The organism is Paenibacillus sp. FSL H8-0259 (assembly GCF_037963255.1).
GTDB classification, from domain to species: Bacteria; Bacillota; Bacilli; order Paenibacillales; family Paenibacillaceae; genus Paenibacillus_AQ; species Paenibacillus_AQ phytohabitans.
In genome coordinates this window covers 220,778-247,004 of sequence record NZ_CP150147.1, presented here as the reverse complement: position 1 = coordinate 247,004, position 26,227 = coordinate 220,778, and the positions used below count along the sequence as shown (strand labels likewise).

Below are 26,227 nucleotides of genomic sequence, written 5' to 3'. Positions count from 1 at the left end.
ACACCGGCGCTCCCTGTATACTGGAGACAGATACTAGCACCGGAAAATCCGCCGCAAGGAGCGTTTGAGATGAAAGTAAGTATTTTTGATGTAGCCAAAAAATCAGGGCTGTCCGTGGTCACCGTATCGCGGGTATTAAATGGTGCCGGGTCAGTGCGGGAGAACAACCGCCAGAAGGTGCTCGATGCAATCAAAGAGCTGGATTACCGCCCTAATGCAGCTGCACGCAGTCTGGCCAGCGGCAAGACCGGCATCATCGGCCTGATTGTAACGACGCTTCAGGATTCCTTCTTCGATGCGGTGGTCAAAGAGCTGAATGAGACGCTGGCCCTGCATGGTTATTTCCTGGCCATCTCCATCTCTACGGGCATCGGCTCGGACGAGAACCACTATCTGATTCAGGAAGACCGTGTAGACGGGCTTATCCTGCTCTCGCCGATGAAAGAAGACAATTATATCATGGAGCTGAAACGGCGGGGTATCCCCTATGTACTGATTGACAATCAGCTGCCGGAGAACGACACCTACTCGATTACCATTGATAACTTCAAAGGCGGATATGCCGCGGCCAGCCACCTGCTGGAGCTGGGGCATACCTCCATCGCCCATATCTGCGGGCAGGAAATGTTCCGCAGCACGCGGGAACGGCGCGCCGGCTTCCAGCAGGCACTGCAGGACCGGGGGATTACCCCGTTCGAAATCGTCTCCGGCGAATTCGAGATCGAGATGGGTTACAGCACGGCGAGACGCTGGCTGCAAGCGGGCAAGCTTCCGGCAGCCGTGTTCGCCGGGGATGACAATATCGCTCTCGGCGTCATCAACGCCCTGATGGAAGCGGGGGTGCGGGTGCCTGACGAAGTCGCAGTGGTCGGCTATGACGACCACTATATTGCTTCCCAGCTCCGGCCGCATCTGACCACCCTGCGCCAGCCGGCGGACAAGATCGGAGTGGCGGCAGCCGATATGCTGCTGCGCAGACTAAGCGGCGAGATGAAGCGCGGCTCGAACATCCGGATCGATCCGGAGCTGATCGTCCGGGAATCTACGCTGAAATCCTGATGATGAGATGCTATCAAAACTAAGCATATGCTTCCGAAGCGAGTTTTGCGAAGTGGGCATCGAAGAAGGTTAGGCTATCAAAACTTTAGGAGTGACGACCATTGGCTTACTACTTGGGGATCGATGGGGGAGGCAGCAAAACCTACGCCCTCCTAAGCGATGAACACGGCCATATCCTCGGCAAAGGCAGGAGCGGCAACGGTAATCACCAGACCGGAGCGCAGCAGGCGGCGGCAAGTATCCGCGAAGCAGCCTTGGCCGCTCTGGCTGAAGCCGGACTCCGGCTGGAGGATATCAGGCATACGTACCTGGGCCTTGCCGGGGCCGACCGCAAGACCGATTATGAGATCCTTCATCCGATGATCCGCGGCATCGGATTTACTGCATATACGATCAGCGGCGACCCGATGATCGGCCTGAGGGCGGGCACAGACCGCCCCTACGGGGTTGCCCTGATCTGCGGCACCGGCACTAACGCAGCCGGCCGCAACCCGCAGGGCCAGCACTTCCAGTGCGGCGGCTTCGATTATATGTACGGCGATTTCGGCGGCGGCGGCGCACTGAATATCGAGGTATTCCGCACGGTCATCCGCGCCTGGGACGGCCGGGAGTCTGCCACCCTGCTCACGGAGCCGCTACTGAAGCTGCTCGGCTATGAACGGGTGGAGGATATGTACAATGATTTCCTCGATCACAGCAAGCAGGTGCCGCTGGATGCCGCCCGCCTGCTCTTCCCGGCGGCTGCCGAAGGCGATGCTGCGGCGCTCGCCATCCTGCACCGTCAGGGCGTGGAACTGGGCAAGGCGGCAGCCGCCGTTATCCATAGATTAGGCATGGAGAACGATGATTTTGATGTAGTGCTGGCCGGAAGCCTGCTGACCCGGGGCGACCGCGGCTGGATCCGCGATCCGATCGAACAGGCTGTGCGTGAAGCGGCTCCGGGTGCGTCTATAGTGACTTTAACTACGGAGCCAGTCGTCGGCGCCCTCTGGTCGGCGCTGGAGAGTGACGGCATCACGATAAGCCATGAAATGTATGAGCAAATGCGTCCCTTTCAGGAATTTGAACATATCCCCACAACAACAAGACAGGAGTGATTCATCTTGGCAGTTAACCAAGGTCTTAAGATCGCCGTTATCGGCGGGGGTTCTTCCTATACCCCGGAACTCGTAGAAGGCTTCATCCTGCATTACAAGGAGCTTCCGGTCCGGGAGCTATGGCTTGTGGATATTGAAGCCGGCCTGCATAAACTGAACATCGTAGGCGCTCTGGCCAAGCGGATGGTCGAGAAATCCGGCCTTCCTATAGAGGTCTACCTCACCACCGACCGCCGCGAAGCCATTGCAGGTGCCGACTTCGTCAGCACCCAGATCCGCGTCGGGATGCTGGATGCCCGCGCCCGCGATGAATCCATTCCGCTGAAATACGGCGTGATCGGCCAGGAAACGACCGGCCCCGGCGGAATGTTGAAAGCGCTGCGCACGATCCCCGTCATCCTCGGCATCTGCCGTGATATCGAGGAGCTGGCTCCGGACGCCTGGCTGCTCAACTTCACCAATCCGGCAGGTATGGTGACCGAAGCGGTACTGAGGTATTCGAAGGTAAAGAGCATCGGCCTCTGCAATGCCCCGATTGGTCTGATTAAGCAGGTATCCGCTAAATATAATGCGGCCCCAGACCGGATCTATGCCGAGTTCGTCGGCCTCAATCACCTGCACTGGATCACCCGCATTGATGTCGAAGGTGAAGACAAGCTGGATGACATGCTGGCCGATACCGCCGGCTACAGCGCGAAGAATGTTCCGGCGCGCGAGTGGAATCCCGAGTTCCTGCAATCGCTGCATGCCCTCCCCTCTTATTATTTGAAATATTTCTATATGACGGATGCGATGCTTGAAGAACAGCAGGCCTCGGCCTCAAAAGGCGAGAACCGTGCAGAAGTCGTCAAGCGCGTGGAGGAAGAGCTGTTTGAAATCTACGGAAACCTGGAGCTTAGCGAGAAGCCGAAGCAGCTGGAGCAGCGCGGCGGGGCTTTCTATTCGGAGGCTGCCGTCAACCTGATGCGCTCGCTGTATAACGGCACCAATGACATTCAGACGCTGAATGTTGCGAACCGCGGCATCCTGGACTTCCTGCCGGATGATGCCAGCATCGAGGTCAACTGCGTTGTCACCAAGACTGGCCCACTGCCGCTGCCGCTGACCAAGATTCCGCCGATGGCCAAAGGGCTAATCCATGCGGTCAAGACCTACGAGCAGCTCGCCATCGACGCTGCCGTTACCGGAGACCGGAGCCTGGCTATTCAAGCTTTGGCACACCATCCGCTTGTCCCTTCTGTCGAAGTGGCTATCGCTATGCTGGATGAGATGCTGGAAGCGAATAAGGAGTATCTGCCGGCATTCTTCGGGCAAGAGCCCGCGTCTGTACCTGCCTTGTACTTCCCCCGGTCTTAGGTGACGTCAAATCATCAGGTGTACAAATTGGAAAAAGTTGTTATACGAGACCGGACGATTTCATATATCTAAAGCATGAGTTTGATAAAAGGGGGGAATAGGTTTGAATGCATTCGTTGCCCGCTCTTTAGATGAAATACGTTTCTGGTCCAGAATCATGAAGGAGCATTCGTTGTTTTTAAAACTTGGTTTCAGATGTGAAGATACTCAGTTAATTAGGGAAGCAGAGCAATTTTATGCCACATTTGAAGCCATAGAAAACAAAGCGAATACTTTTGACGTTGGGACAGATCCCCAGAACATTCAGCGGTTTAATTCTGAGGTTCATACTGCTGTGTCCCATATCTGGGCATTTAAAAGAAAGGTGCTTGGATTAATACTGCAATGCAAGCTGCCGGGCGGAAATAACTTCCCCTTATTGGTTGATCATGTAAGCAGAGAAGCTAATTATTTCCGAAACCGCTTGAATGAACTCAATTCAGGGCAACTAGAGCCCTTGCCTGATGCGATTATTGACGAGAATGTCTTCTTTCTTAAGATTATGGCTGACCACGCGAAATTTATCGGCCATTTGCTGGACCCCTCTGAAAGAAAATTGGTTGACCAGGCACGAGAATTCAGTAATGAATTTGATACGCTTTTGTTTCAAGCCATGGATTTAAGTCATATGCGGCCACAATCTCAAACCGTCCCTTTATTAAGCCAATTTGTTGATGAAAACAGGGTATCTGTGAAATCACTCCGTGATTTCAAAAAAACTGCACGTGATTTAATTGAGGAATGCCGAATTAAAAGCATCATTCATCCGTTACTGGCAGACCATGTATTTCGTGAAGCTGAACGTTTCCTTTTTATACTCGATATGTTTGATAAATCCTTGTCGGGTGTTAAGGTGAACAAGCGGGAAATCCTGTTTTAAACGAAGAATCGCACCTAAATGGATAAAGGCGAATTCCCACTCCCTTCCGGGTAAGAATTCGCCTTTGGTTCATGTATTTCTTATACGATGGCCACAGTTATAGGCCCAGGGTTATTATCATTGCAGATAAGCTCTAATCTTCCCGATCATCTCCTGAACCTCTTCATCCGTCAAATAGGTTTGGCCCGGATTCATCTGGAAGGTGGAACCATAATCCGCCTGCCCGTCGTACTTCGGAACGATGTGCATATGTAGATGATGCAGCTTGTCGCCGTAAGCGCCATAGTTGATTTTATCCGGCCCGAAGGCCTGGTCCACCGCTGCGGCTACCTGCGCAACATCATTCATGAACGCGGACAACTCGCCTGCGGTAAGCTGGAACAGCTCTTTTACATGATCGCGGTAGACCACATTGCATCTGCCCTTATACGTCTGCTCCTTGAACAGAAAGACTGTCGAAACCCCCAGCTCGCAGATTTCAATCATCAGGTTGTCCCGCCGTTCATCCTCCATACAATACATACACTCCTGATTCTTTTCCATATCTTCAGATCCTTTCCCCTCTGGATTACACTGCGATATCTTAGTACACGCTCTATACTGCTCCACAAATCTGCTGCCGACTATTAAAACGGTTACACTCTATCAAATTCCGATGCTCCTGGTTACGCCCGGTGCTGCTTGCGGTACTGCAGCGGAGAGCGCCCCGTAATTCCCTTGAACACCCGCCCGAAATGAGCGATGCTGTCGAAGCCCGTCGCTTCTGCGACCCGGGTGATCGGCCAATCTGTATCCGTCAGCAGCGCCTTCGTCTCGCGAATGCGGACATAATTCAGGTACTCGATAATCGTAAAGCCTGTCGTCCGCTTGAACGTCCGGCACAAATACGTGGAGCTAACGAAGAACTGCTCGGCAATCCCGCCAAGGGTAAGCTTCTCGCCGTAGTGGGCATCCAGATATTCAATAATACCGTACACCCGGCGCTGCCCCTCGCTTTGTTCGGGAGAGACCAGGGCGGGCTTCGCCTTGCGTATCCGCTCCAGCTGGATCAGCAGCTGCAGCAGCAGCGTCCTGGTATATTCACTGCCCCACAGCTTAGCCTCCTTCTGTTCACCCAGCATGGCGTAGAGCAAATCAGCAATCACTCCCTGTTCATGCGCAGTAGGCCGCAGCAGGAAGCTCTCCCCCTCAAAAATACTCATCCAGTTCGGCCCGGGAGCGGCCGGTTCCAGATACGAATCATCGAAGCTGACCAGGACCCGTTCATGCGGCTGGTGGTTTCCGCCCGTTGTGCGGTGCAGATGATTTTTGTTAATAAACACCAGGTCTCCGGCCTCCAGCGCGTAAATACGGTTGCGGATATAGTAATGCCGTTCCCCGGACAGCAGATAGTAAATCTCATAGAAATCATGGAAATGGTCAATGTCCATATTGAAGTATCCGCTCCGCTTGAGCTGCTCGATCTGAAAGATGGGCTCCACTCTGCACCAGGCCTCCTGTGAGGATAAGATATGCATACTTTCCGGTTAAATAGACTAAATACCGTTCACTTTCTGCATTTCCTATACTATAAAATAGAATCAAATCCAAGTAAATGGAGTGATCCCCTTGTCCAAAAAGAAATATGTAATCGTCGGTACCGGTGGCCGGGCCGAATTTTTCTACGGCGCTCTTGTTACCGTTTACAACGAGACGTCCGAGCTGGTCGCCATCTGTGATGTCAATCAGACGCGGATGAATTTCGCTAACCATATGCTGACTGATAAATACGGCTACCATGAGGTGCCTACCTACAAAGCCGAAGATTTCGACCGGATGATTGCCGAAACCAAGCCTGACTATGTACTGGTAACCACCATTGACCGCACGCATCACAAGTATATTATCCGCGCAATGGAGCTTGGCTGTGACGTCATTTCCGAGAAGCCGATGACGATTGACGAAGAGAAATGCCAGGAGATCTTCGATGCCATCGAGCGTACCGGCAAGAATCTGCGTGTCACCTTCAACTACCGCTATGCGCCGCATAACACGAAGATCCGCGAGGTCATTATGGACGGCGTGCTGGGCGAGATTCTGTCCGTCAATTTCGAATGGCTGCTGAACACCCAGCATGGAGCGGACTATTTCCGCAGATGGCACCGCGATAAGCGGAACAGCGGCGGCCTCTTGGTGCACAAATCGACGCATCACTTCGACCTGATGAACTTCTGGCTCGCTTCACAGCCGGATACAGTGTTCGCCATGGGCGATCTGCGCTTCTACGGCAAGGAGAATGCCGAGAAACGCGGCATCACCGAGTTCTACCAGCGCGCCTACGGCAGCAAAGCTGCCGAGAACGACCCGTTCGCGCTTCATCTGGACCGCAACGAGCACCTGAAGAGCATGTATCTGGATGCCGAGCATGAAGACGGCTACCAGCGCGACCAGAGCGTCTTCGGAGACAATATCAGCATCGAGGATACAATGAATGTTATGGTCAAATATAAGAACAAGACAGTCATGAACTATTCGCTTAACGCGTATATGCCGTGGGAAGGCTTCATCATCGTCTTCAACGGCACGCAGGGACGGATGGAGGTCCGCATTACCGAGCAGTCCTACGTCAATTCTGGCGGCAAAAAAGAGAACGAAGGCGCCCTGGAAGGCGTGAATATCATGATCTATCCGCACTTCAAAGAGCCTTACCGCGTGGAGTTCGAGAGCAGCGCAGGCGGACACGGCGGCGGCGATCCGGTGCTGTTGCGCGATATTTTTGACAAGAAGCAGGAAGACCGCTTCAACCGTGCAGCCTCGCACAAGGACGGCGCAATGTCGATCATGACCGGCATTGCCGCCAACCGCTCTATCAAGACCGGCCAGCCGGTGAAGGTTGACGATATCTGGAAGGCTTAGTTCACCGGCCGGCATCCGTTAAATTATGCAGCAGACCAAAGAACCCATCCTCCGCCTGAACGCGGAGAATGGGTTCTTGTTTATTTTCAGCGGATGCTCGGGACAGGTTTGGCTTAAATGACCTTGTGCTGCAGCCACTTCTCGCCGAGGAAACGCCGTATGAAGATGAAGCCGCGTATCCCCCATTCACAGTTCATTGCCAGCCATACCCCGATAATGCCCATGTTCAGCACAATCCCCAGAATATATCCGAGTACTACACGGAACAGCCACATTGAGAGCATGGAAACAATCGAGGTGAACTTGGAATCACCCGCTGCTCTGAGCGCCGAAGGGGTAATGAAGCTGATCGACCATAACGGAATCTGGGCCAGCGAGTTGATCAGGAAGACGATGAAGATATCCCGGACAATCTCCTGCGGCGGATGGAACATCGATACCAGCGGATTAAATAACGGGAAGATCAGCAGTCCCATCAGTATAAAAGAGGCCGAAGACAGCCACAGGAAGGACTTCACAAATTTGCGTGCATCTTTGACATTGCGGCTTCCTATGCATTGACCGACCACCGTAATCAGCGTCAGGGACAGTGCATTCGCCGGAATCTGCATTACTCCCGCCAGCGTAGAACTGATCGCATTGGTAGCAATCGCATAGGTACCCAGGCTGACGATGAAGATCTGCGTGAGAATTTTCCCGCCGTTGAAGAACATCTGCTCCGCCGCAAACGGCAGGCCGATCGACATGATTCTCCGGAGCATCGTCCAGTTCAGCACCAGCAGGTCACGGATCTTTACATGCAGACTGCTGTCCAGCCGGAAGAGATAGATCAGCGAGCAGGCGGCCGCAAGATACCGCGATATATTAATGGCAATGGTCATTCCGAACACACCCATATGCAGCCCGTTAATGAAGACAAAGTTCAGCAGCACATAGGAGAAATTCATGATCAGTGACAGTACGAGCGATGCCCTCGTCCGCCCGATGCCGCGCAGCGCGCCGCATACCGCCTCCATCACAGCAATCCCCAGATAGGATAAGCTGCTGCCGATCAGATACGTCCGGGCATTGGCCATCACCTCAGGCGAAGCCGCACCGAACAATAAATGCAGTAACGGACCATGGAACACAATTCCGAATAAGCCGATGCAAAAAGCCATCAAAGAAACGGAAGACACCGCTCCGGCGGTCGCCTTGGAGACCATAAGCTCGTTGCCGCTCCCTTTGTACTGGGCTACAACGACAGTACCCCCTGTAGATACGGCGATGAACACACTGATCAGAAAAATATTCAGCGAATCTATCATATTCACCGCACTGATTGCTGCTACCCCGGAGGAACTGATCATCGCTGTATTGACGAGATTCAGCCCGACCACGAAGGCCTGGTCCACCAGTACAGGGAGGAATAATGCTATGATCTGGCGATAGTCAATGGATTCTCCGGAGAAATGCTTCTCAAGGAATCGCTGGCTGGGCTTCATATTGCTGCTGGGCTCCATTACAAATTCACTTCTCTTATGTTTAGACTTGTTGCGGCAAACTTCCGCAAAAATAAAAAAAGGCTCTTCAGGAAGAAGAGCTTTCGCTTGCACTACGTATAAAGCTGTATGCGGTCAAGAGGACTCGAACCTCCACGATATTGCTATCACTGGCACCTGAAGCCAGCGCGTCTGCCAATTCCGCCATGACCGCAAAGAAAAGATTCAATGCAATGCAAGAATTAATATATCATGATTTTGCCGGAAGAACAAGAGTTTTTTTATTTTTTTGTTCAAGATAATTATCATAGGAAGATTCGCTGAATAAAGCGGAAATCAGGACAGAGTACTTTAACAGCAGCATCCGGCAGGCGTCCGGAAAAATCCTGTGCATCAACCTGCAGTTGATTTTTTCATCTCCGGGCCTATACTCCAATAAATGGTCATATCAGGAGTTCAGATTATAATAGAGTTACGACGTCGAAATCCATTATAGGAGTTGTACTTTGTATGGTTAGTAGCGAAAAGGTTGGACAAAGGATTGCCACGCTCCGGAGAACAAAAGGCTTGTCACAGGAACAATTAGCGGAACTGCTGCATGTCAGCGCCCAGGCGGTGTCCAAATGGGAAACCGGCAAATCCCTGCCGGAGACGGCGACCCTCCCCATGCTATCCGCTGCATTAAGCCACTCGATCGACAGCATTCTGCTGCCTCAAGAGCTTGTAGTGCTCTCAGCTATCTACACGGATGGCCGGCAGGAGCTGGATGTTACTCATTTCGTGAATCAATTTGTTACCTCGAACCGCCTAAGCTTAATTGCCGGGGATCAGATTTTTCCCCAATCTTTAGAGGGTGACCGTCTAAAGCTGCTGCTCGTTACCTATGAGACCCCAGCGGGAATCTATTCAACTTATGTGCTGAAGGACCAGCTTTTGGTGATAGATGTTCATTCTACCGGCTATGTCTCCGGCGGCAATGAGCTGCAGATTCTTGAAGCCAAATACGGTAATGAACAGGCGAACCGCAGCGTCTTACAGAAAATGAAGCATTATGAGCATTTCCGGTGGAATTCATTCACCGCCTCACATGAGCTGTTTCCGAGTCTGATTGACAATGAAGGCAATGACTACCTGCTGCTGGTGTACCTGAATGGTCATGGCATTCATGCTATTAGCTGTGCAGAAGGCGAACAGATTCATTACAGTCCGGACCGGGCCTCTCTCTGCCAAAGTGATCCTGCCGATCAGCAGTGCATTGTAGAGGGAGTCAGCCGGCTGGGATTCGGCCGGGGGATGGACTGCTCCTGGGCAGGAGCAATGACGCTCTCACTTGCCGCCAGAGGGATAGAGACAACCTATGAGCGGGTTATGGGCTATTCAGGAGCATGCTGGAGGGTCGCCTTTGAACCAGTGTGGGATTACAGCTCTGCGGATGCGCTAGTCGTCTATGACTACTCCGTGCCAGCCTGCACAGCTTATGGAATACACGCCATCCAGGCCAACCGGCTGGAACCGCAGCAGCGCGCAGCCGAGAAGCTGGCAATTCTCGAGGATATTCGTGCAGGCAGGCTGCCTATAGCCATTAATCTCAGGGTGGCACCTGAATGGGGAGTGATTACCGGATATTTGGAGGATGGCCTAACCCTGCTGTGCCGGAGTTATTTTGACGATGAGACCTTTGAAGCGCTTGAAGCAGACTCCGAATTCCAGATGTATATGGAGGTAAGCAAGGGTTACCTTCATGTCGATCATTGGCCCTATAAGATTATCCGTCTTGGCGAACAGACCATGCTCCCTTCTGCATTGGATAATCTGTATGCTTCCCTTCGGATTAAGCTCGATTCTATGCATATGGAGTCCGAAGGCAATAGCTGTTATACAGCCGGCTACAAGGCTCTGGAAGTATGGAGCGAGGGACTGCTGGACCATCAGTGGTATGCTGCAGCGGAGGATGAAGCGTACAGCCGCAGGCTCTCAGTCAACCACTTCTGCATGATGGCGCTGGCCGATGCCAGAAGAAGTGCCGCCGCCTATTTGCAGGAATCTCTGCCTCTGGTGCAGGATCCGCGTGAGCTGACAGCCTTGTCGGAAATGGCCGGGGTATATGCTGAAATGGCTGCTCTGCTCGAAGACTTTTATAAGAATCTTGCCGATCCTGCTGTAGTCCGGAAGACAGGAGCCTCACCCCGGTTTAGCTGGACGGCCCGGCAACGGGAAAAGCAGGCAGAGCTACTGACGCTGGTAGCGTCATTGGAGCGCCGGGGAGATACACTTGCAGAGACAGTGCTTGGCATAACAGAGGATTGACCTGAAATGGCTCAAGGAGAAGCGCTTAGCGCTTCTCCTTGTTTGGGCGGTAGCCCGCGGATTAAGCCAATTTACGGACCGGCCGCAGCACCGCATACCCGTACCCTTCGGGGAAATGGCGCTGATAGTCCTGCTTGACCTCTTCGTCCCATGCATAGTCCATGGCCGCCGGATCATAATTCCAGGCCACTTCCTCTACGATGCGCATCACCTGCCCATTGTCCTGCAAATAATCAAACGGCGGGTGAAAAAAGACCAGATACTCCGATTCCGGCACATCACGGCACTCCATGCCCTCCGGTATTTCACCATCATAGTCTGCTGCAACAGGAATGCCGTACAGGTAACCCTTGCGCCCATCCTGATAGAACCAGCCTGCGGTCTGGCCCAGCTGCCCTGGAAGTGTATGATGAGACATGCTCTCCAGCGTTCCGGAGACCTCATCGCAGTCATGCCCGTTCTCCCAGAACCCTCCGTAATTGTTCGAGTCGATATCCCGGATGCCGATGAATTTATGCGCCGGTATGAACTCAAGCTTGATCTCTGCTTCCTGCAAATGCACTTGTCTCATTCTATCCCGCTCCCTGATCAGATAATGATAAGGGGAGAACACCTCGGCCCGAATGGCGAGCGGAATCGGCCGCGGGGCTTTGCGGTAGGCATGGGGAGTAATCTTGAAGGCTCTAAGAAACGCCCGCGAGAATGCCTCCTGTGAAGAAAAGCCGAACTTCACGGCAATATCGAGTATCCGCGTATCCGTATCCCTCAGCTCCAGGGCCGCCCGGCCGATTCTGCGCTGCCAGATGTAATCCCGCAGCGTCATCCCGGTCAGAGCATGAAACTGCTTGGTGCAATAATACGGCGAATATCCCAGCTGTTCAGACATCTTCAGCAGCGTGGGCGAAGCCGCAAGGTCTTCTTCGATCCAGTCAATCATGAGCTGAACCATCTCGTTCCATTCGTACAATGATGTTCCCCTCCTTTCATCAAGAATCATAACAAAGAGCATTTCTCCATATTTGATCTGAATTGCACTGTCCTTACGCCAGCACCGCCGGCTCCATCCTCCCGTTAATAATGATATGCTTCATTACACTATCCCTGCTGAACCCGTTCTTGTCATAGAAGCGGACCGCTGCTTCATTCTCCTCGTTGACATCCAGCCCGATGCGCGTATAACCCAGACCTCTATAGGTCTCCGCCAGATAGGCAATCAACTTCCTGCCCGTTCCCCGGCTTCTCTCATCAGGGCGGATACAGATGTACTCCAGATGGAGGATACCGGTCAGAGCATTTCTTCTAACAATTATGTATCCTATGAAAGAACCCTCGTTAAGAACGGCGTAGATATCATAATCACTGTTGCCGCTATCCTCTATTTCCGCTGTGATATCCTCTTGTGTCAAAGTAGCTCCCTGGAAGCCTTGATTATGCAGTTCAATAATCTGATCCAGCCACTCCGACTCAGGCTCTGTGACGGGCACAATGGACAGGTCCCCGTAACTGCTGCTATTAAGTGGTAAATCAGCATCCATCGAATAATGATAATGGGTTCTTACCTTTTCGGTACGATAGCGGGCGGCATATTCAATCAGCGGAACATTATCCGCACGGGTGAACAAGTGGATATACCGGATCGCCGCTGAGTCCGCGGCTTCGCTCAGATACCTGAATAACAGCTGGAGTTCATCCTCAGGGCGGGCGGAATAAAAGGGTCCCCACACTTCTATATCCTCTTGTCCACCGCCTACGTCATAGGTGTCCAATATAATTGCACCCGTGATTTCTTCTCCCTCATACAACACGAGGCTTGCTTCTGCCATACCGTCACTCAGGTCATGAAGAATATCATCAAGTGCGCTGCCCACGTACCCGCATTGCTGGCTTTCAGTATTACGGGCACAGATAAATACCGCCAGATTCCGGATGTCGGTCAAATGCCTCTCCCCCTTGGATTAGAATATAGAAATGGCAGATTATACCACTGCATATTGATATTACGATATTTTTATGGAAAATACAGCACATGGTTGTTCAATTTATTCCGGAAAACTCCATACCCGCACAAGCCGCCTTCCAGGTTCTGAGTAAAATATAGTAAATAGAACAATGAGGTGAGTGACGAATGGCAAATTCAACAAAAATCCGCAAGCGGGCACAGCAGTTGAAAGGCCGGCCGGTCTGCATTACTTTACACGATGGACGTTCATATGTAGGTTGGATAACAGACCTTAATAAAGAAGCAGTTATCCTCTCCAGAACGAGCACGCATCATAAACCTAAACGGAAATCGTCTTCAGGTGCCCGGAAAGCAGATGTCTCCGGCTTCATGCCTTTACTCGGATCGTTCATGGGCGGGGCAGGCGGAGCTGCCGGTATCGGAGGTCTGGGGAAATTCATGGGAATGTTCGGAATGGTGCAGAAGGCGATGCCTGTCATGAAGATGGGCTACAATATGATTAAGTCGATCCGGCCCTTTTTGGGCGGTCTCAAGGGCTTAATGGGCTAACGCTGTAACGGTATAAGCAGCGGCATAAGCAGAAACGGCTGTGCACTCCTATTGAGGGCGCCAGCCGTTTCTTTTTCAGCTGCTTTTCTGCCAAAAAGGGGGACGTTGCCGGTTTATTTTTTGACCACAATGAAGTTATCTTCTATTAACAGCCAATTCTGCGGAAAAGGCAGACCAAGCTTCCAATAGCTGATGCCCCGGAGACCCAGCTCCTTGATCAAATCGAACTTGGCCTGAATCGAGCGGGCATCTTCGAACCATACCTTATGCTGCCGGCCTGCGTCATCGGTGTAATCGAAATGCGGAGCCTGGGCTTTATAGTCGTACTGAATGGCGGCATTCCTGTTCCTCGCCAGATCAATTGCCGCCTGCGGGCTAAGTGCTTTGGCATACTCTCCGCCAGCCACATAAGGCAAAGTCCAATCGTAGCCGTACAGATTCTGGCCCATCATAATTTTGCCGGGGGGAATTTCACTGGCCGCATACGTCAGCACCTGACGCACCGGTCCTATAGGCGAAACGGCCATCGGCGGGCCTCCGCTGTATCCCCATTCGTAGGTCATAATAATGACAAAATCAGCAACCTGGCCATGCACTTTATAGTCATGCGCCGTATACCAGGCCCCGGTTTGGGAGGCACTGGTTTTGGGAGCAAGTGCAGTCGACAGCAGGAAGCCCTCCTTGTGAATGATGTCCGCTGCCTTGCGCAAAAAGGCATTATACGCTTCGCGGTCCTCCGGCCGGAGGAATTCCAGGTCAAAGTGGATATCTCTGAAATTCAGCCGCTTCGCCTCTGTCACAATGTTCTCCAGCAGCCGGTCCTGCACCGCTACATCATTCAGTATAATCCGTCCCAGCTCCGAGCTGAACTGGGCATCCTCCAGATTCGTGACGACCAGCATCAGCGTGACCCGGTTCTGCGCCGCGATTGAAGCCAGATTATCCAGCGGCGGCGCCTGCAGCGAGCCGTCCCGCTTAATCCGGAAACTAAACGGAGCCAGATACGTAAGCTCAGGGGCAGCTTCTGCGGCAGCATTCTGCAGCGCCTGGGAGACCGCTTCCCCTCTCGGCTCAATATAGGCATTCACTTCTGCCTGCCGCCTTGGCACAGGAGGTATGTACAGGCGGAACCCGGCCTGCAGCGGCAGGTTCAGCGTCAGCCCGTTCACTTCTGCCAGATCGCTGGCCTTCAGGCCGAATCTCTTCGCGATACTATAGAAGCTATCCCCCTGTTGAACCCAATAATACTGGCCTACGATAGGAATCACCAGCGTTTGTCCAATGACCAGTCTCTCTGGCGCAGACAACTGATTCGCCTCAGTTATCGTATCCATGTTCACGCCATAAGCATCAGCGATCCCATACAGCGTCTGTCCCGGCTGCACAACATGTATTTGCATCTTTCCATGCTCACCCCTTCATAGTAGCAGTTATACCCCTATTTTATTCGGCAGTGCTGCAGGTATGCGGACGCAAAAAGACACCCCGGAGGGTGTCCTGAAATTAAAAGCTGTTACACCTGCTTGAATTCAATCCACTCAATTTCTAGACCCGGTTTGACGAAGTCCAGCTTCATTTCATACAGACCGGCCTCAAGTCCGATCTTGACCAGCTTCTGTCTGATCCATTTGCCTTCTGTCCCGTTCGTCTGAATGGTGGTCACTGGCTGTCCGTTCAGGGTCACGTTGCAGGCGCTTTGGGCAAGCTCAGGTTCCGGGGACATGATGCTGACGAAGATCCGGTACTCACCGGCTTCATCCGCCTGGATATAGGTTGGTCCAGACACACTAGGTGCAACCTGTGCGTTCTGGCTCAACACCTGAACCTGCTCAACCGCCAGGGAAGAGTCTGCCTTAAAGGTCTCGACAGCTTCTACAATCTCATGCTTTCTGGAGAAGACCGGTGCCTGCATGATGAATTCGCAAATGTTGATGGCCGAGCGCTGAAGCTCGCCGCGGGTAAGCGTTCCATTCTCCAATGATTCGAGCGTATTGTCATCATAGGCGTTGACTTCCGCACCATAATTGGATACTACCATGTACAGATCGTTCTGTGCCCGGACCATCCAGTTCGTGTTCTTGCGGTCCGCAGTCCCTCCATTCACGACATCATTCATGATTGCCCACCAGTCGGTCATTACAATCCCCCGGAAGCCCCATTCACCGCGCAGCAGCGTGGTATTCAGGTCATAGTTGGAAGCTGCCCAGTGTCCGTTGACCGGATTGTAGGAGGTCATGATTGAATTCGCACCGCCCTGCTTCACAGCGATTTCGAAGCCCTTCAGGTAAATCTCGCGCAGCGCGCGTTCGGATACGACAGCATCCACTTTGCTGCGGTGCTTCTCCTGATTGTTGCAGGCGAAATGCTTCAGCGTGGCATTGGAGCCGCCCTTCATAATACCGCGTGTGCACGCGGCAGCGAAGATCCCGGAGATCAGCGGGTCTTCAGAGAAATATTCGAAGTTACGCCCGTTCAGCGGACTGCGGCGGATATTAAGACCCGGTCCCAGCAAAGCATCCACCTGGTTGCGTAACAATTCCTGGCCTTCCATAACATACAGCTCTTCAACCAGTTCTGCATTCCATGTAGCAGCAAGCAGGGTGCCAATCGATACCTGGGTTGCCTTCTGTCCGCTGTCCATCCGGATACCGGACGGGCCGTCTGCTGTAGCGGCAACCGGAATACCGTAACTGAACAGGCTGTCGCTGACTCCGCCGAAAGCCGAAGCCGTCCCCGGCGTAACCAGCGGACTGCTCATTCCTTCGCCTCTGACAATGGCCGCCAGATCATGGTCGCTGAGCTGGGCAATGAACGTATTCATGCTGACTTTGCCTTCATGAACATCTCGCAAGGTATGGCCCTGATTGCCGGTCTGTACCAATGTCTCCGGAAGATTGCTTTCAATCCGCGCTGCCATATCTACCTTGCGTACCGGCACCTCAGCAGAGATCAGTTCATAAGAACCGTCTTCCTTCCGGGCCCCCGGTTTCATTCTCTTGAAGCTCTCAGTCGGTGCCATCGCCTCTTGCAGCTGCTCTACAACCTTAAGCTCATCCAGAACATAACCTGCTTGTCCATCTACGTTAACTTCCGTCACGGCTTTAACACTGGTTCCCACGTAGAAGCGGTAGGTTCCAGCTTCCAGTACATAAGCGGAAGGGTGCCCTGTCACTCCGGCGTCATCATACGAAGCCAGAGAATGGAGCGGGAAGCTTACCGTAAGGTGCTGGGACTCTCCCGGCTCAAGCAGCTTGGTCTTCCCGAATGCCGCCAGCGCTTTGGCTGGTTTGCCCAGTTGTCCCTGCGGCGCTTCATAATATACCTGCACCACTTCTTTACCGGAGTAGGTATCTCCTGTATTGGTTACAGTTACACCGATCTGAATCTGTGGTTCACCCGCCTGGTCCACCAGCTTCGCTTCCTCCGGCGCAAGCTCAAAGGCGGTGTAGGAGATGCCATAGCCGAATTCATACTGAACCTTATCCGGACAGAAGGTCTCGAAATAACGGTATCCTACATAGATATCTTCCTCATACAGGTTCTTGAACTCATTGCCGTAGTTGCTTGTGGACGGGTAATCCTCAATGGAATACGCGATCGTATCCGTCAGCTTGCCGCTTGGCGTCACCTCTCCGGCCAGTACATCGGCAATCGCATTGCCGCCTTCCATACCGCCATGCCAGGAATAGATCACAGCAGAGATGGGATGTACATATCCGGCATCGTTAACCCAGCTCATATCCATAATATTCGAGACATTGAGCACAACAACAATCTGTTCAAAATGAGCCGTAACCTGCGTAAGCATAGCCTTCTCATCTTCCGTCAACCGGTAGCTTCCCGGTGCATCGGCATTGTCCTGATCCTCACCGGCGGTACGTCCAATCACTACGACAGCCTTGGCCGACTGGCTTCTTGCTTTCTTCACCAGCTCATCCGTAAGCGGCATTTCCTTCTGGTTCCACGGCTCAGCCGCCCATACTTTTCCGCCGTCGTCAAACGGGTTAAGTCCGATCCAATCCTCGTAAGCTGCTGCCAGTTCTTCATTAACACTGATGTTCTTCTTGCTGCGCAGACCGTCGAGCAGGTTAGTCGTATATGCAACATGAACACTTCCGCCTGATCCTGTACCGCTGCGGTAGTAATTCACTTGTATTCTGCCAAAAATGGCAACGCTCTCGCCGTTTCCAAGCGGAAGCACCTGCCCCTCATTCTTAAGCAACACCGTGCCCTCTGCGGCTACTACCCGGCTAAATTCTGCAAAACCCTCTAACGGCACTCCGATATTCTGTGTACTCAATTGGTTTCCTCCTGTTTGTTCGTTTCCCAACGTGTATTGATTCTATAGATAACACCCTCCCTTACGGGATTCACGATATCTTGAACCTTTGTTGTTATTTATATAGCATATCCTTCTAAGAATAAAAGCTACAGCCCTAATATACAAGCTCTGCAGCTTAAAAAGCAAAACCGGGCAACCGCATTCTCTTCGCCCGGAACCCCTCTTAAGAACAAAATCGCCCGGAGGGCGAATCAGCACCTTACTACATTAGATTAGTTCCTTGATCACCGTTGCCGGCTAAATTCCCATTAAAATTAGTAGTGACATACAATGGTGGTCATAGGGGTATCATGCATTCCGCATAATTAATTGGAAAAACGTATCCTAATTTAGGTTTATTCGAGAGTTAGACGTAATTAAATGGATAAACGTCATTTATTCTGTTGCATTATCTCGACTCTGATCTATTTGTAGCCTATTAAGTGCTGTTTTTCCAACTGTTGCTTGGCAAAGGCTCTTACGTTCATTAGCAAGTGGACAAAATCCATCTATTTCTGGCCGCCGCCGCAGCCCTCCCCTCCAATGCTGTTTCCATCTAAGGTTTGGGGAATGGTGTAATTCCCCAAACCATGAAAAAAGACACCTGTGCGGGTGTCTTCAAATGTTCTCGCATACAATTCGTTTCACCCGGGGAACTTACGGACTTCTATTTATTTGCGGCGGCGGCTCTTCATCATACGGTTATACATTACAAGAGCGGCAACAACCATACCAAGCATGGCGACGCTGCTTGCCGATTCCTGCGACATCCCAAACATCAGACAAATACTTGAAACCAAGGTTCTCGTAAGCAACGCAACCGCAATCAGCATGATTGGCCGCCAAATGTTGTATCCTCTCATTCCCAGCAACACTCCTAACCCAATTTTCAGAAACAGTACAGTTCTAAATGCTATGAACCATTAGAAACTATTATAGCATAATAAGGAATGCGCATACATTCTGCACGGGTAACCGGCACATAGAGATGCCTTTGACAAGAACATACGTTCGTTATATACTTTCCTCTATGAGGGGGCTTGTGATCGTGGATGTTATGGAGAAACTTGAGATTCTGACCGCTTCGGCCAAATATGATGTAGCCTGCACTTCAAGCGGTTCAGACCGCAAAGGCCAGGCCGGAAGCTTGGGCAGTACTGCTGCAATGGGCATCTGCCACAGCTTTGCGGCGGACGGCCGCTGTATTTCGCTGCTGAAGGTGCTTATGACCAACGCCTGTGTATATGATTGTGCCTATTGCATTAACCGCAAATCCAATCCCGTCCGCCGGGCGGCTTTTACCCCCGAAGAGATCGCGGATCTTACCATGCAGTTCTACCGCCGCAATTACATAGAAGGGCTGTTCCTCAGCTCAGGGATTATGCGCAATCCGGATTATACAACCGAGCAACTGATAGCAGCACTGGAGCTGCTGCGGAATGTGTACCATTTCAACGGCTATATTCATGTAAAAGCGATTCCCGGATCTGACGACGCCCTGCTGTCCAGACTCGGACTGCTTGCTGACCGCATGAGCGTCAATATCGAGCTGCCCTCGCAGGAGAGTCTCGGGGTTCTCGCTCCCGACAAGAGCAAAGTATCCATTCTGAAGCCGATGGGGCTGATTAAAGACCGGATTACGGAGAACAGCTCCGATATCGTTAAATATAATCACGCTCCCCGCTTCGCTCCCGCCGGCCAGAGCACACAGATGATTGTGGGCGCCTCGCCCGATACGGATTATCAAATTCTGAATCTAACGGAGGGCCTGTACAAGAAGTACGCATTGAAGCGCGTGTTTTTCTCTGCCTATACCCCGGTGATCGAGGATTCGCTGCTGCCCTCTTTGGACACCGAACCTCCGCTGCTGCGGGAGCACCGGCTCTATCAGGCTGATTGGCTGCTGCGCTTCTACGGCTTTCAGGCAAGCGAATTATTGGACGAAGCCGTACCCAACTTCAATCCGCTGCTTGATCCGAAATGCAGCTGGGCCGTTAACCACCGGGAGCAGTTCCCGGTTGAGATCAACCGCGCTCCGTATGAAATGCTGCTGCGTGTACCCGGTATCGGCGTAAGGAGCGCACAGCGGATAGTGAAGGCAAGACGGGCGGGAACGCTGGATTTCCAAGCGCTGAAGAAGCTTGGCGTCGTGCTCAAGCGGGCCCAATTCTTCATCACCTGCAAGGGCAAACCGCTGGAAGGGCTGAAAGTCAGTGAACATACCCTGCTTCGTTCACTAATGTCCGGCCAACAGCTGGCCCCCTATCAGCCGCACCAAGTTGAGCAGCTGACCTTGTTCGACGACCACTACGCAGCGGCCTTGCCGGCTGCAGGAGGATGGGCGGAATTCAAGAAAGGAGCGGAAGCCTGATGTTCAAGCCGTCCGCTCTGGCTTATACCTATGATGGCAGCTTTGAAGGGTTGCTGTGCTGTGTATTTGAGAGCTATACCTGGAAGGAAATTCCGCTTGCTGTTCATTCAGAAGGTGCGGAGCAAGGCCTGCTGCTGGAATCGAAGTGGATCGAAACCGACAAGGCGAAGGCGGAGAGAGTCCTTAAGTCCATTCCGCTCCGCATCTCACCGGAAGCGGAGGAACTGGTCCGTCTGGGGTTCTGGTCAAACACACCGGGGAAGGAACTGCTGCTGCTGAATTTTCTGTATCTCGGCTTCAAGCATGGCCGCAAGGTGATGAATATGCTGGCCGATGATACGGTACACGCCTTACAGAAGGCGGTTCAGCAGCTTCGGCGGGAAGGTCATCTGTATCTGGGGTTTGTCCGTTTCTCTGTATACGGTCCGGTCATGGCTGCGGTTATTGAACCGCAGGGATATATCCTTCCGGTCATTCAGGAGCATTTCTGCGACCGGTTCCAGGGCGAGAGCTTCATGATCTACGACCAGACTCATGAAGTAGCGCTGATTCATGAACCCGGACGGGAGGCCATCATTCCGTTAAGCGGCTGGACCCCGCCTGAGCCGGATGAAGCTGAAGAGGCTTATCGCCGCCTGTGGACAGGGTTCTATCACGCGATCGGAATCAAGGAGCGCCGAAACGACCGCCTGCGCTCCTCGCTGATGCCCAAGCGGTACTGGAAGCATATGGTTGAGATGAACGGCAGTAATGGCGTCCCTGCACTCGCTGCTGCGCAGCGGAAAAAGGCGTTACAGCCGGAGCCGCCGAAGACAATCGGCCCGCTCCCGGCTTCACTCAGACAAACAAATACTCATACTTAAGCATTTGTGACCTGAGCACCTTGGACACTCTGCCCAGTTCCTTATCATTTTGCTCTATGAATTGCAGTACAGAGTAGCGATTAAACCGGAGGGTTGTATCAAGTGCACGGGCCTGTTTGGAGAAATCTTTGCTGAACGGTTTGGCTTTGACGCTTCGCAAAGCAACATCTATTGGCATACTTAAAGGATAATCTGCCGTGTCTGATAATAGACTTAATCCATGATCGAAATAGGGACAAAGCTGATATCCTGAATTCCCGTGAATAAAGGCGATATTGTTCAAGTCGGATAATCAACACTATCATTTTCTCTCAAAATGCATTGGTTATAATATTATCCAGCACAAAAAGAGTGCCCCGCAGTCATTATCATGACCACCCGGAGCACTCCCTTCTTGAGAACTTACTATTTAATTCAATTTACACGTGTGAACGTTAATTAATTCAAAGCCTTCCATACCCAGTTCTCAACCTCTGGAAGATCGATGCCTTCTTCACGGATGTATTGGTTATGTTTCTTCACCATGGCATCCATTTCATCAGCAATCGCCTGATATTTGCCGGCATCCGGCAAACTCAGCACAGCTTCCTTCGTGAGGTCGAAGCGGTCCATCTGGTTGAGTACGCGCATATCGAACGGTGTAGTGATGTCGCCATTCTCGCGGTAGCCATGTACATGCAGGTTATGGTTGTGGCGGTCGAAGAACAGGTCTTTGATCAGGCCTTCATAGCCGTGGAAGGCAAAGATGACCGGTTTATCCTTTGTGAAAAATTGATCAAACTCCTCGTCAGATAAGCCGCGCGGATCGAGCTTTTGGCTTCTCAGCTTCAGCAGATCTACCACGTTGATATAGCGGATTTTCAGCTCAGGCAGCTTCTCATGTAGAATCGAGATTGCAGCCAAGCTCTCCATAGTAGGTTCTGTACCCGACGAAGCAATAACCACATCCGGCTCTCCGCCCTTGTCGGTGCTTGCCCAGTCAATGATTTTGAGGCCTTTGTCCACCAGTTCCTGAGCTTCATCTGCCGAGAACCACTGCGGACGCGGGTGCTTGGACGATACAATCAGGTTGATCTTCTGACGGTCATTCAGGATGGTGTCGAAGACAGCCAGCAAGGAGTTGGCATCCGCCGGCAGATACTCACGGATAAATTCCGGCTTCTTGTCAGCCAGATGACCCAGCAGACCCGGATCCTGGTGAGTATAACCGTTATGATCCTGCTGGAACACAGTTGATGTGGCAATGACGTTCAAGGACGGGATATCTGCGCGCCAAGTTTGATCTGTAGCCTTGCGCAGCCATTTGAAGTGCTGGGTAATCATCGAATCAACAACTCGCAGGAACGCTTCATAGCTGGCGAAGAATCCGTGACGTCCGGTCAATACATAACCTTCGAGGAAGCCTTCCGCCTGATGCTCGGATAATTGGGAATCAATGACACGGCCGTAAGGAGCCAGGAATTCATCCTGCGGTTCCTGGATGGAATCCATCCACTGGCGTTTCGTTACCTCAAACACAGGTCCCAGACGGTTCGACATCGTTTCATCCGGTCCGAAAATTCTGAAGTTGCGGTTCTCTTCGTTGAGCGTTACAACCTCCTTCAGGTATTTGCCCAGTACAGCCATATCCTGCGCGATCACTTGACCCGGTACGGAATTATCCAGTGCATAGTTGCGGAAATTCGGCTTGTGCAGATCTTTAATCAGGTTACCGGCGTTCGTTACAGGGTTCATCCCCATACGTCTGTTACCAGTAGGCAGAATCTCAGCCAGATCAGCGTTCAAACGGCCATTCTCATCAAATAATTCTTCAGGTCTGTAGCTGTTCAGCCATTCGAGCAATGCAGGCGCATGCTTCATGTTCTTCTGATCTACCGGAATCGGCACCTGATGGGCCCGGAAGGAGCCTTCATTCGGCACACCGTCCCACGCTTTCGGACCGGTCCAGCCTTTAGGCGTACGGAAGACCAGCATCGGCCAAGCCGGGCGTGTGGTATCGTTATTTTCACGGGCATTCTTCTGAATCGCTTCGATCTTCTCAATAATGGTGTCCAGAACCTTAGCCATTTCCGGATGCATCAGATCAGGATTCTCGCCTTCCACGAAGAACGGTTCCCAGCCGCTTCCTGCAAAATAAGCCGTTAACTCTTCTCTGGACATCCGGGACAGAATGGTCGGGTTGCTGATCTTGAAGCCGTTCAAATGCAGAATCGGCAGCACCGCACCATCTGTAATCGGGTTAATAAACCGGTTGGAGAACCAGGAAGCCGCCAGAGGTCCGGTCTCTGCTTCGCCGTCACCTACAACAACTGCCGAGATCAGGTTCGGATTATCCAGAACTGCGCCCACACTGTGAGACAAGGAGTAACCCAGCTCGCCGCCTTCATGAATCGATCCTGGTGTTTCTGGGGCAGCATGGGAAGCCACTCCGCCCGGGAAGGAGAACTGTTTGAACAATTTCTTCAGTCCAGGGATATCCTGAGTGATCTGCGGGTAGATTTCGGTGTAGCTTCCGTCCAGATAGGAGTTCGATACCATAACCTGGCCGCCATGGCCCGGACCTTCAATATAGAACATATCCAAATCATATTTAGTAATTACGCGGTTCAGATGCGCATAGATAAAGTTCTGCCCAGGGATTGTGCCCCAGTGTCCGATCGGCTTCACTTTTACGTCTGCGTCCTTCAAAGGTTCTCTTAACAACGGGTTATCCTTCAAATAGAGCTGACCCACGGAGATGTAGTTCGTTGCGCGCCAGTAGGCGTCAAGCTTTGCCAAATAAGTTTTAGAAGAATAATCCACCTGTGCGATTGATAATCCCATTTCTTCCACTCCCTAATTTTTATCTTTGTATTTTGAATGTATCACTTCTACAGTTACATCATACTCCTGACTTTAATAAATTCAATCTTTTTAGCAATTGATACGGTCCAATATTGTGAAATTTTGAACATAGTATGAAATCGGGAGCAATAAATTTATATATAACCTTTATTTTATGATTTATGTAAATAAATTCTAATCAAATTTTCGATGAAAAAACTTCTAAAGCATCTCCCTTCTGGACATCACCATTCCAAATACGGTATCATTTTGTGGGAATTACTTACAAGTTTAAATCATAAGCATATCACCCAGCTGCTATCAGGAAGGAGAACAGATATTCGTGAGAACTTCATCCACCCCCTCCCGATCCCGTATTACGGTAAAAGTGACCCTTACAGGACTTATCCTTCTTGCCGCAATCGGCCTGTGCCTTTGGACAGGGTTCGGTTTATTCTTGGCCAAAAGCGGGTACCTTTATCAAAAAGGAATCGTCCGGGCCTTAAATGCAACCTATCAATCTGAATTTGTTATCGTGTCTAAAGAAGGATTAAATGAGGACGGGTATCAGGTGTTTAAGGCATCGCCGGCGAATGACCGCAGCTTGGTATTTACGGTAAGCCGCACCAACGGCCATGTGGATGGCGGTCTTCCGCTTAGGAGACAGCTCAGCAACAATTATGAGGAAACCGCTCAAAAGAAGTATTATCCTCTTCTGGTTAAGAAATATTTTGGCATTGAGCTGCAGGATATTCCTATGTCTATTTATCGGGGAACCCGTTCGTCCCGGGAGATATCTGATGAAAATTACGTAGCGGTGAACCGGGCGAATCTGGACGAGATCGCCTCCAAAGCCAAAGCATTCTTCAGTGAAGCAGAAAGCCACCGTCTAAAACAACTTTTTCTCCGCTTTGAAGATGACTTGGGCGTTTCCTCCGAAGATGCAGGCATAGCTATTCAGCGGCTTGAATTGCCGGGCTTTGATTTTAAAGTAGGAGAGCACTGGAAAAAAGGATTCCGGCTTTTGAGTGAAGAGGAGCTTAAACAGAAAATCGTAAGTCAGGCTGGACGGGGGATTGCCGATCGGGTGGCCTATACTTTTGATACAGAATATCCGGACTTCAGCGGGAATTTCGCAATAAAGTTTACAGGGAATGACCTGAACAGCTTTGAAGCCTATGTGTCCGCCCACACAATAACAGCAGAGAAAAGGGAAGATGCTCTTGCTGAAATTTATGAGGCCTACACCAGGGTGATTATGTTTATCCCTAAGCTGCCTCTTAACATGACCGCTCTTCACCTGAAGTACGAAACCAACACGGAGACAGAGTCAGTAACCCTCAAGAAAGAAGAGATAAGTAAAGTCAGCAGCCTGGCTGCCCTGAAAGAGCTGTTCAAGCATTCCCAACAAACCGTAAACCCTCGCTAAACCGAGGCTAAATTATATGCAGACCCCAAAAAGACCGGGAAATTCCCCGGCCTTTTTTTCGTTAATGAACAGACACGAACGTGTTGAATTTCAGATACTGGTAATGAAAGCGCATATGCGAGAATTCAAACGGCGTCCCGTTATCCAGGAAGAAGATCCCTTCCATGATTCCAACAGGCTCATTCTCCTTCAAGTGGAGCAATTCCTGATCACTAGGCAGGGAAGGCTCGGCAAAAATAGATAAAAAAGATTTGGTAACCGCCAGATTGCGCGACTCCTCCAGATAATGAAAGATCGATCCTTCGATAATCGCCATATCGAGATCCTGTACGATTTTAATCGGAATATATCCGGTCTCAATCATAAAGGGCTCCTCATCAAACAGGCGCAGGCGGACAATTTTATATACAAAATCATGGGGCTGCAAGAACAAATCACGCTGAAGCTCTTCTGTTGGCCGGATAACCTCGAAATTCAGTACTTTGATCTCCGGCTTCTTGCCATGCATCTGGAAGTTGTCGGAGACCCCCAGATTAGAGCCTTCGTAATTAAAAATCGAATCGTTTTTTATGTACAGCGGGTTAATAAAGGTTCCCGATCCGCGTTTCTTGAAAATAATGCCGTAGCTCTCCATCTTGGTCAGCGCACGCTTAATTGTACTGCGGCTAACCTGATACGTTTCACTGAGACTACGCTCATCCGGCAATCTCATATCAGCAAACCGTCCCGCAAAAATCTTCATTTTGAGGTCATCAATAATTTGCTTGTAGACAAATTGTGTCATGTAGTACTCCTTC

20 protein-coding genes and 1 tRNA gene are annotated in these 26,227 nt (G+C 51.4%); 10 read left to right on the top strand and 11 right to left on the bottom strand.

The window, feature by feature from the left end; genetic code table 11:
• The first annotated feature begins 69 nt into the window (after nt 1-69).
• From NSU01_RS01160 to NSU01_RS01145, 4 genes are all read left to right on the top strand, one after another.
• Nucleotides 70-1,059, top strand: coding sequence for a LacI family DNA-binding transcriptional regulator (locus NSU01_RS01160; RefSeq protein ID WP_076243454.1), 990 nt, complete (start codon nt 70-72; stop codon nt 1,057-1,059).
• A gap of 101 nt (nt 1,060-1,160) precedes the next feature.
• Nucleotides 1,161-2,156 carry a BadF/BadG/BcrA/BcrD ATPase family protein gene (locus NSU01_RS01155; RefSeq protein WP_076243453.1) on the top strand — a complete coding sequence of 332 codons (996 nt, stop codon included), beginning with the start codon at nt 1,161-1,163 and terminating at the stop codon, nt 2,154-2,156.
• Nucleotides 2,157-2,162: 6 nt separating this feature from the next.
• Nucleotides 2,163-3,512: a 6-phospho-beta-glucosidase gene (locus NSU01_RS01150; RefSeq protein ID WP_042132819.1), complete on the top strand. Its 1,350-nt coding sequence runs from the start codon at nt 2,163-2,165 to the stop codon at nt 3,510-3,512.
• Between the two features lie 103 nt (nt 3,513-3,615).
• A complete protein-coding gene (locus NSU01_RS01145; RefSeq protein ID WP_042132818.1) occupies nt 3,616-4,431 on the top strand; it encodes a DUF2935 domain-containing protein in 816 nt (271 codons plus the stop codon).
• Between the two features lie 117 nt (nt 4,432-4,548).
• Here the strand turns inward: NSU01_RS01145 and NSU01_RS01140 are convergent, their stop codons facing one another.
• Nucleotides 4,549-4,944, bottom strand: coding sequence for an HIT domain-containing protein (locus NSU01_RS01140; RefSeq protein ID WP_231575262.1), 396 nt, complete (start codon nt 4,942-4,944; stop codon nt 4,549-4,551).
• A 152-nt stretch (nt 4,945-5,096) separates the two neighbouring features.
• Nucleotides 5,097-5,912, bottom strand: a complete 816-nt coding sequence (locus NSU01_RS01135) for an AraC family transcriptional regulator (RefSeq protein WP_256703810.1) — start codon at nt 5,910-5,912, stop codon at nt 5,097-5,099.
• 127 nt (nt 5,913-6,039) lie between these two features.
• Between NSU01_RS01135 and NSU01_RS01130 the strand changes: the two genes are divergently transcribed.
• A complete protein-coding gene (locus NSU01_RS01130) occupies nt 6,040-7,326 on the top strand; it encodes a Gfo/Idh/MocA family oxidoreductase (RefSeq protein ID WP_076243451.1) in 1,287 nt (428 codons plus the stop codon).
• Nucleotides 7,327-7,439: 113 nt separating this feature from the next.
• Here NSU01_RS01130 and NSU01_RS01125 read toward each other — a convergent pair whose 3' ends face one another.
• On the bottom strand, nt 7,440-8,828 hold the full coding sequence (locus NSU01_RS01125) for an MATE family efflux transporter (RefSeq protein WP_076243450.1): 1,389 nt from the start codon (nt 8,826-8,828) through the stop codon (nt 7,440-7,442).
• A gap of 109 nt (nt 8,829-8,937) precedes the next feature.
• Nucleotides 8,938-9,021 (bottom strand) — tRNA-Leu (locus NSU01_RS01120).
• A gap of 296 nt (nt 9,022-9,317) precedes the next feature.
• On the opposite strand from NSU01_RS01120, the gene NSU01_RS01115 reads away from it, so the two are divergent.
• Complete coding sequence (locus tag NSU01_RS01115; protein ID WP_076243449.1) at nt 9,318-11,114, top strand: helix-turn-helix transcriptional regulator; 1,797 nt, start codon at nt 9,318-9,320, stop codon at nt 11,112-11,114.
• A 61-nt stretch (nt 11,115-11,175) separates the two neighbouring features.
• Here NSU01_RS01115 and NSU01_RS01110 read toward each other — a convergent pair whose 3' ends face one another.
• Nucleotides 11,176-12,081, bottom strand: coding sequence for an AraC family transcriptional regulator (locus NSU01_RS01110; RefSeq protein ID WP_076243448.1), 906 nt, complete (start codon nt 12,079-12,081; stop codon nt 11,176-11,178).
• 73 nt (nt 12,082-12,154) lie between these two features.
• A complete protein-coding gene (locus tag NSU01_RS01105) occupies nt 12,155-13,051 on the bottom strand; it encodes a GNAT family N-acetyltransferase (protein ID WP_076243447.1) in 897 nt (298 codons plus the stop codon).
• A gap of 188 nt (nt 13,052-13,239) precedes the next feature.
• Here NSU01_RS01105 and NSU01_RS01100 point away from each other — a divergent pair, with 188 nt between their 5' ends.
• Nucleotides 13,240-13,623, top strand: coding sequence for a hypothetical protein (locus tag NSU01_RS01100; protein ID WP_039296898.1), 384 nt, complete (start codon nt 13,240-13,242; stop codon nt 13,621-13,623).
• 113 nt (nt 13,624-13,736) lie between these two features.
• Here the strand turns inward: NSU01_RS01100 and NSU01_RS01095 are convergent, their stop codons facing one another.
• The 3 genes from NSU01_RS01095 to NSU01_RS01085 form a co-directional block, all read right to left on the bottom strand.
• Nucleotides 13,737-15,023 (bottom strand): glycoside hydrolase family 18 protein, encoded by a 1,287-nt coding sequence (locus NSU01_RS01095; RefSeq protein ID WP_076243446.1) that lies wholly within the window; start codon nt 15,021-15,023, stop codon nt 13,737-13,739.
• A 113-nt stretch (nt 15,024-15,136) separates the two neighbouring features.
• Nucleotides 15,137-17,923 (bottom strand): glycoside hydrolase family 3 C-terminal domain-containing protein, encoded by a 2,787-nt coding sequence (locus NSU01_RS01090; protein WP_076243445.1) that lies wholly within the window; start codon nt 17,921-17,923, stop codon nt 15,137-15,139.
• A gap of 692 nt (nt 17,924-18,615) precedes the next feature.
• Nucleotides 18,616-18,807 carry a hypothetical protein gene (locus NSU01_RS01085; protein WP_039296893.1) on the bottom strand — a complete coding sequence of 64 codons (192 nt, stop codon included), beginning with the start codon at nt 18,805-18,807 and terminating at the stop codon, nt 18,616-18,618.
• A gap of 194 nt (nt 18,808-19,001) precedes the next feature.
• Here NSU01_RS01085 and NSU01_RS01080 point away from each other — a divergent pair, with 194 nt between their 5' ends.
• Together NSU01_RS01080 and NSU01_RS01075 are read left to right on the top strand one after the other, a co-directional pair.
• Complete coding sequence (locus tag NSU01_RS01080) at nt 19,002-20,315, top strand: putative DNA modification/repair radical SAM protein (protein WP_231575387.1); 1,314 nt, start codon at nt 19,002-19,004, stop codon at nt 20,313-20,315.
• Nucleotides 20,315-21,178 (top strand): TIGR03915 family putative DNA repair protein, encoded by an 864-nt coding sequence (locus NSU01_RS01075; protein ID WP_076243566.1) that lies wholly within the window; start codon nt 20,315-20,317, stop codon nt 21,176-21,178. The genes NSU01_RS01080 and NSU01_RS01075 overlap by 1 nt, the downstream gene beginning before the upstream one ends.
• A gap of 438 nt (nt 21,179-21,616) precedes the next feature.
• Here NSU01_RS01075 and NSU01_RS01070 read toward each other — a convergent pair whose 3' ends face one another.
• Nucleotides 21,617-24,001, bottom strand: coding sequence for a phosphoketolase family protein (locus NSU01_RS01070; protein ID WP_076243444.1), 2,385 nt, complete (start codon nt 23,999-24,001; stop codon nt 21,617-21,619).
• 343 nt (nt 24,002-24,344) lie between these two features.
• Between NSU01_RS01070 and NSU01_RS01065 the strand changes: the two genes are divergently transcribed.
• Nucleotides 24,345-25,430, top strand: coding sequence for a hypothetical protein (locus tag NSU01_RS01065; RefSeq protein ID WP_076243443.1), 1,086 nt, complete (start codon nt 24,345-24,347; stop codon nt 25,428-25,430).
• A 61-nt stretch (nt 25,431-25,491) separates the two neighbouring features.
• Here NSU01_RS01065 and NSU01_RS01060 read toward each other — a convergent pair whose 3' ends face one another.
• Nucleotides 25,492-26,214 carry a GntR family transcriptional regulator gene (locus NSU01_RS01060; RefSeq protein WP_042132808.1) on the bottom strand — a complete coding sequence of 241 codons (723 nt, stop codon included), beginning with the start codon at nt 26,212-26,214 and terminating at the stop codon, nt 25,492-25,494.
• Nucleotides 26,215-26,227: the final 13 nt, after the last annotated feature.

Coding starts and splice junctions, on each gene's coding strand:
- NSU01_RS01160 (WP_076243454.1), top strand. CDS start 70: ATGAAAGTAAGTATTTTTGATGTAGCCAAAAAATCAGGGCTGTCCGTG.
- NSU01_RS01140 (WP_231575262.1), bottom strand. CDS start 4,944: ATGGAGGATGAACGGCGGGACAACCTGATGATTGAAATCTGCGAGCTG.
- NSU01_RS01125 (WP_076243450.1), bottom strand. CDS start 8,828: ATGGAGCCCAGCAGCAATATGAAGCCCAGCCAGCGATTCCTTGAGAAG.
- NSU01_RS01115 (WP_076243449.1), top strand. CDS start 9,318: ATGGTTAGTAGCGAAAAGGTTGGACAAAGGATTGCCACGCTCCGGAGA.
- NSU01_RS01100 (WP_039296898.1), top strand. CDS start 13,240: ATGGCAAATTCAACAAAAATCCGCAAGCGGGCACAGCAGTTGAAAGGC.
- NSU01_RS01095 (WP_076243446.1), bottom strand. CDS start 15,023: ATGCAAATACATGTTGTGCAGCCGGGACAGACGCTGTATGGGATCGCT.
- NSU01_RS01085 (WP_039296893.1), bottom strand. CDS start 18,807: ATGAGAGGATACAACATTTGGCGGCCAATCATGCTGATTGCGGTTGCG.
- NSU01_RS01080 (WP_231575387.1), top strand. CDS start 19,002: ATGGAGAAACTTGAGATTCTGACCGCTTCGGCCAAATATGATGTAGCC.
- NSU01_RS01075 (WP_076243566.1), top strand. CDS start 20,315: ATGTTCAAGCCGTCCGCTCTGGCTTATACCTATGATGGCAGCTTTGAA.
- NSU01_RS01070 (WP_076243444.1), bottom strand. CDS start 24,001: ATGGGATTATCAATCGCACAGGTGGATTATTCTTCTAAAACTTATTTG.
- NSU01_RS01060 (WP_042132808.1), bottom strand. CDS start 26,214: ATGACACAATTTGTCTACAAGCAAATTATTGATGACCTCAAAATGAAG.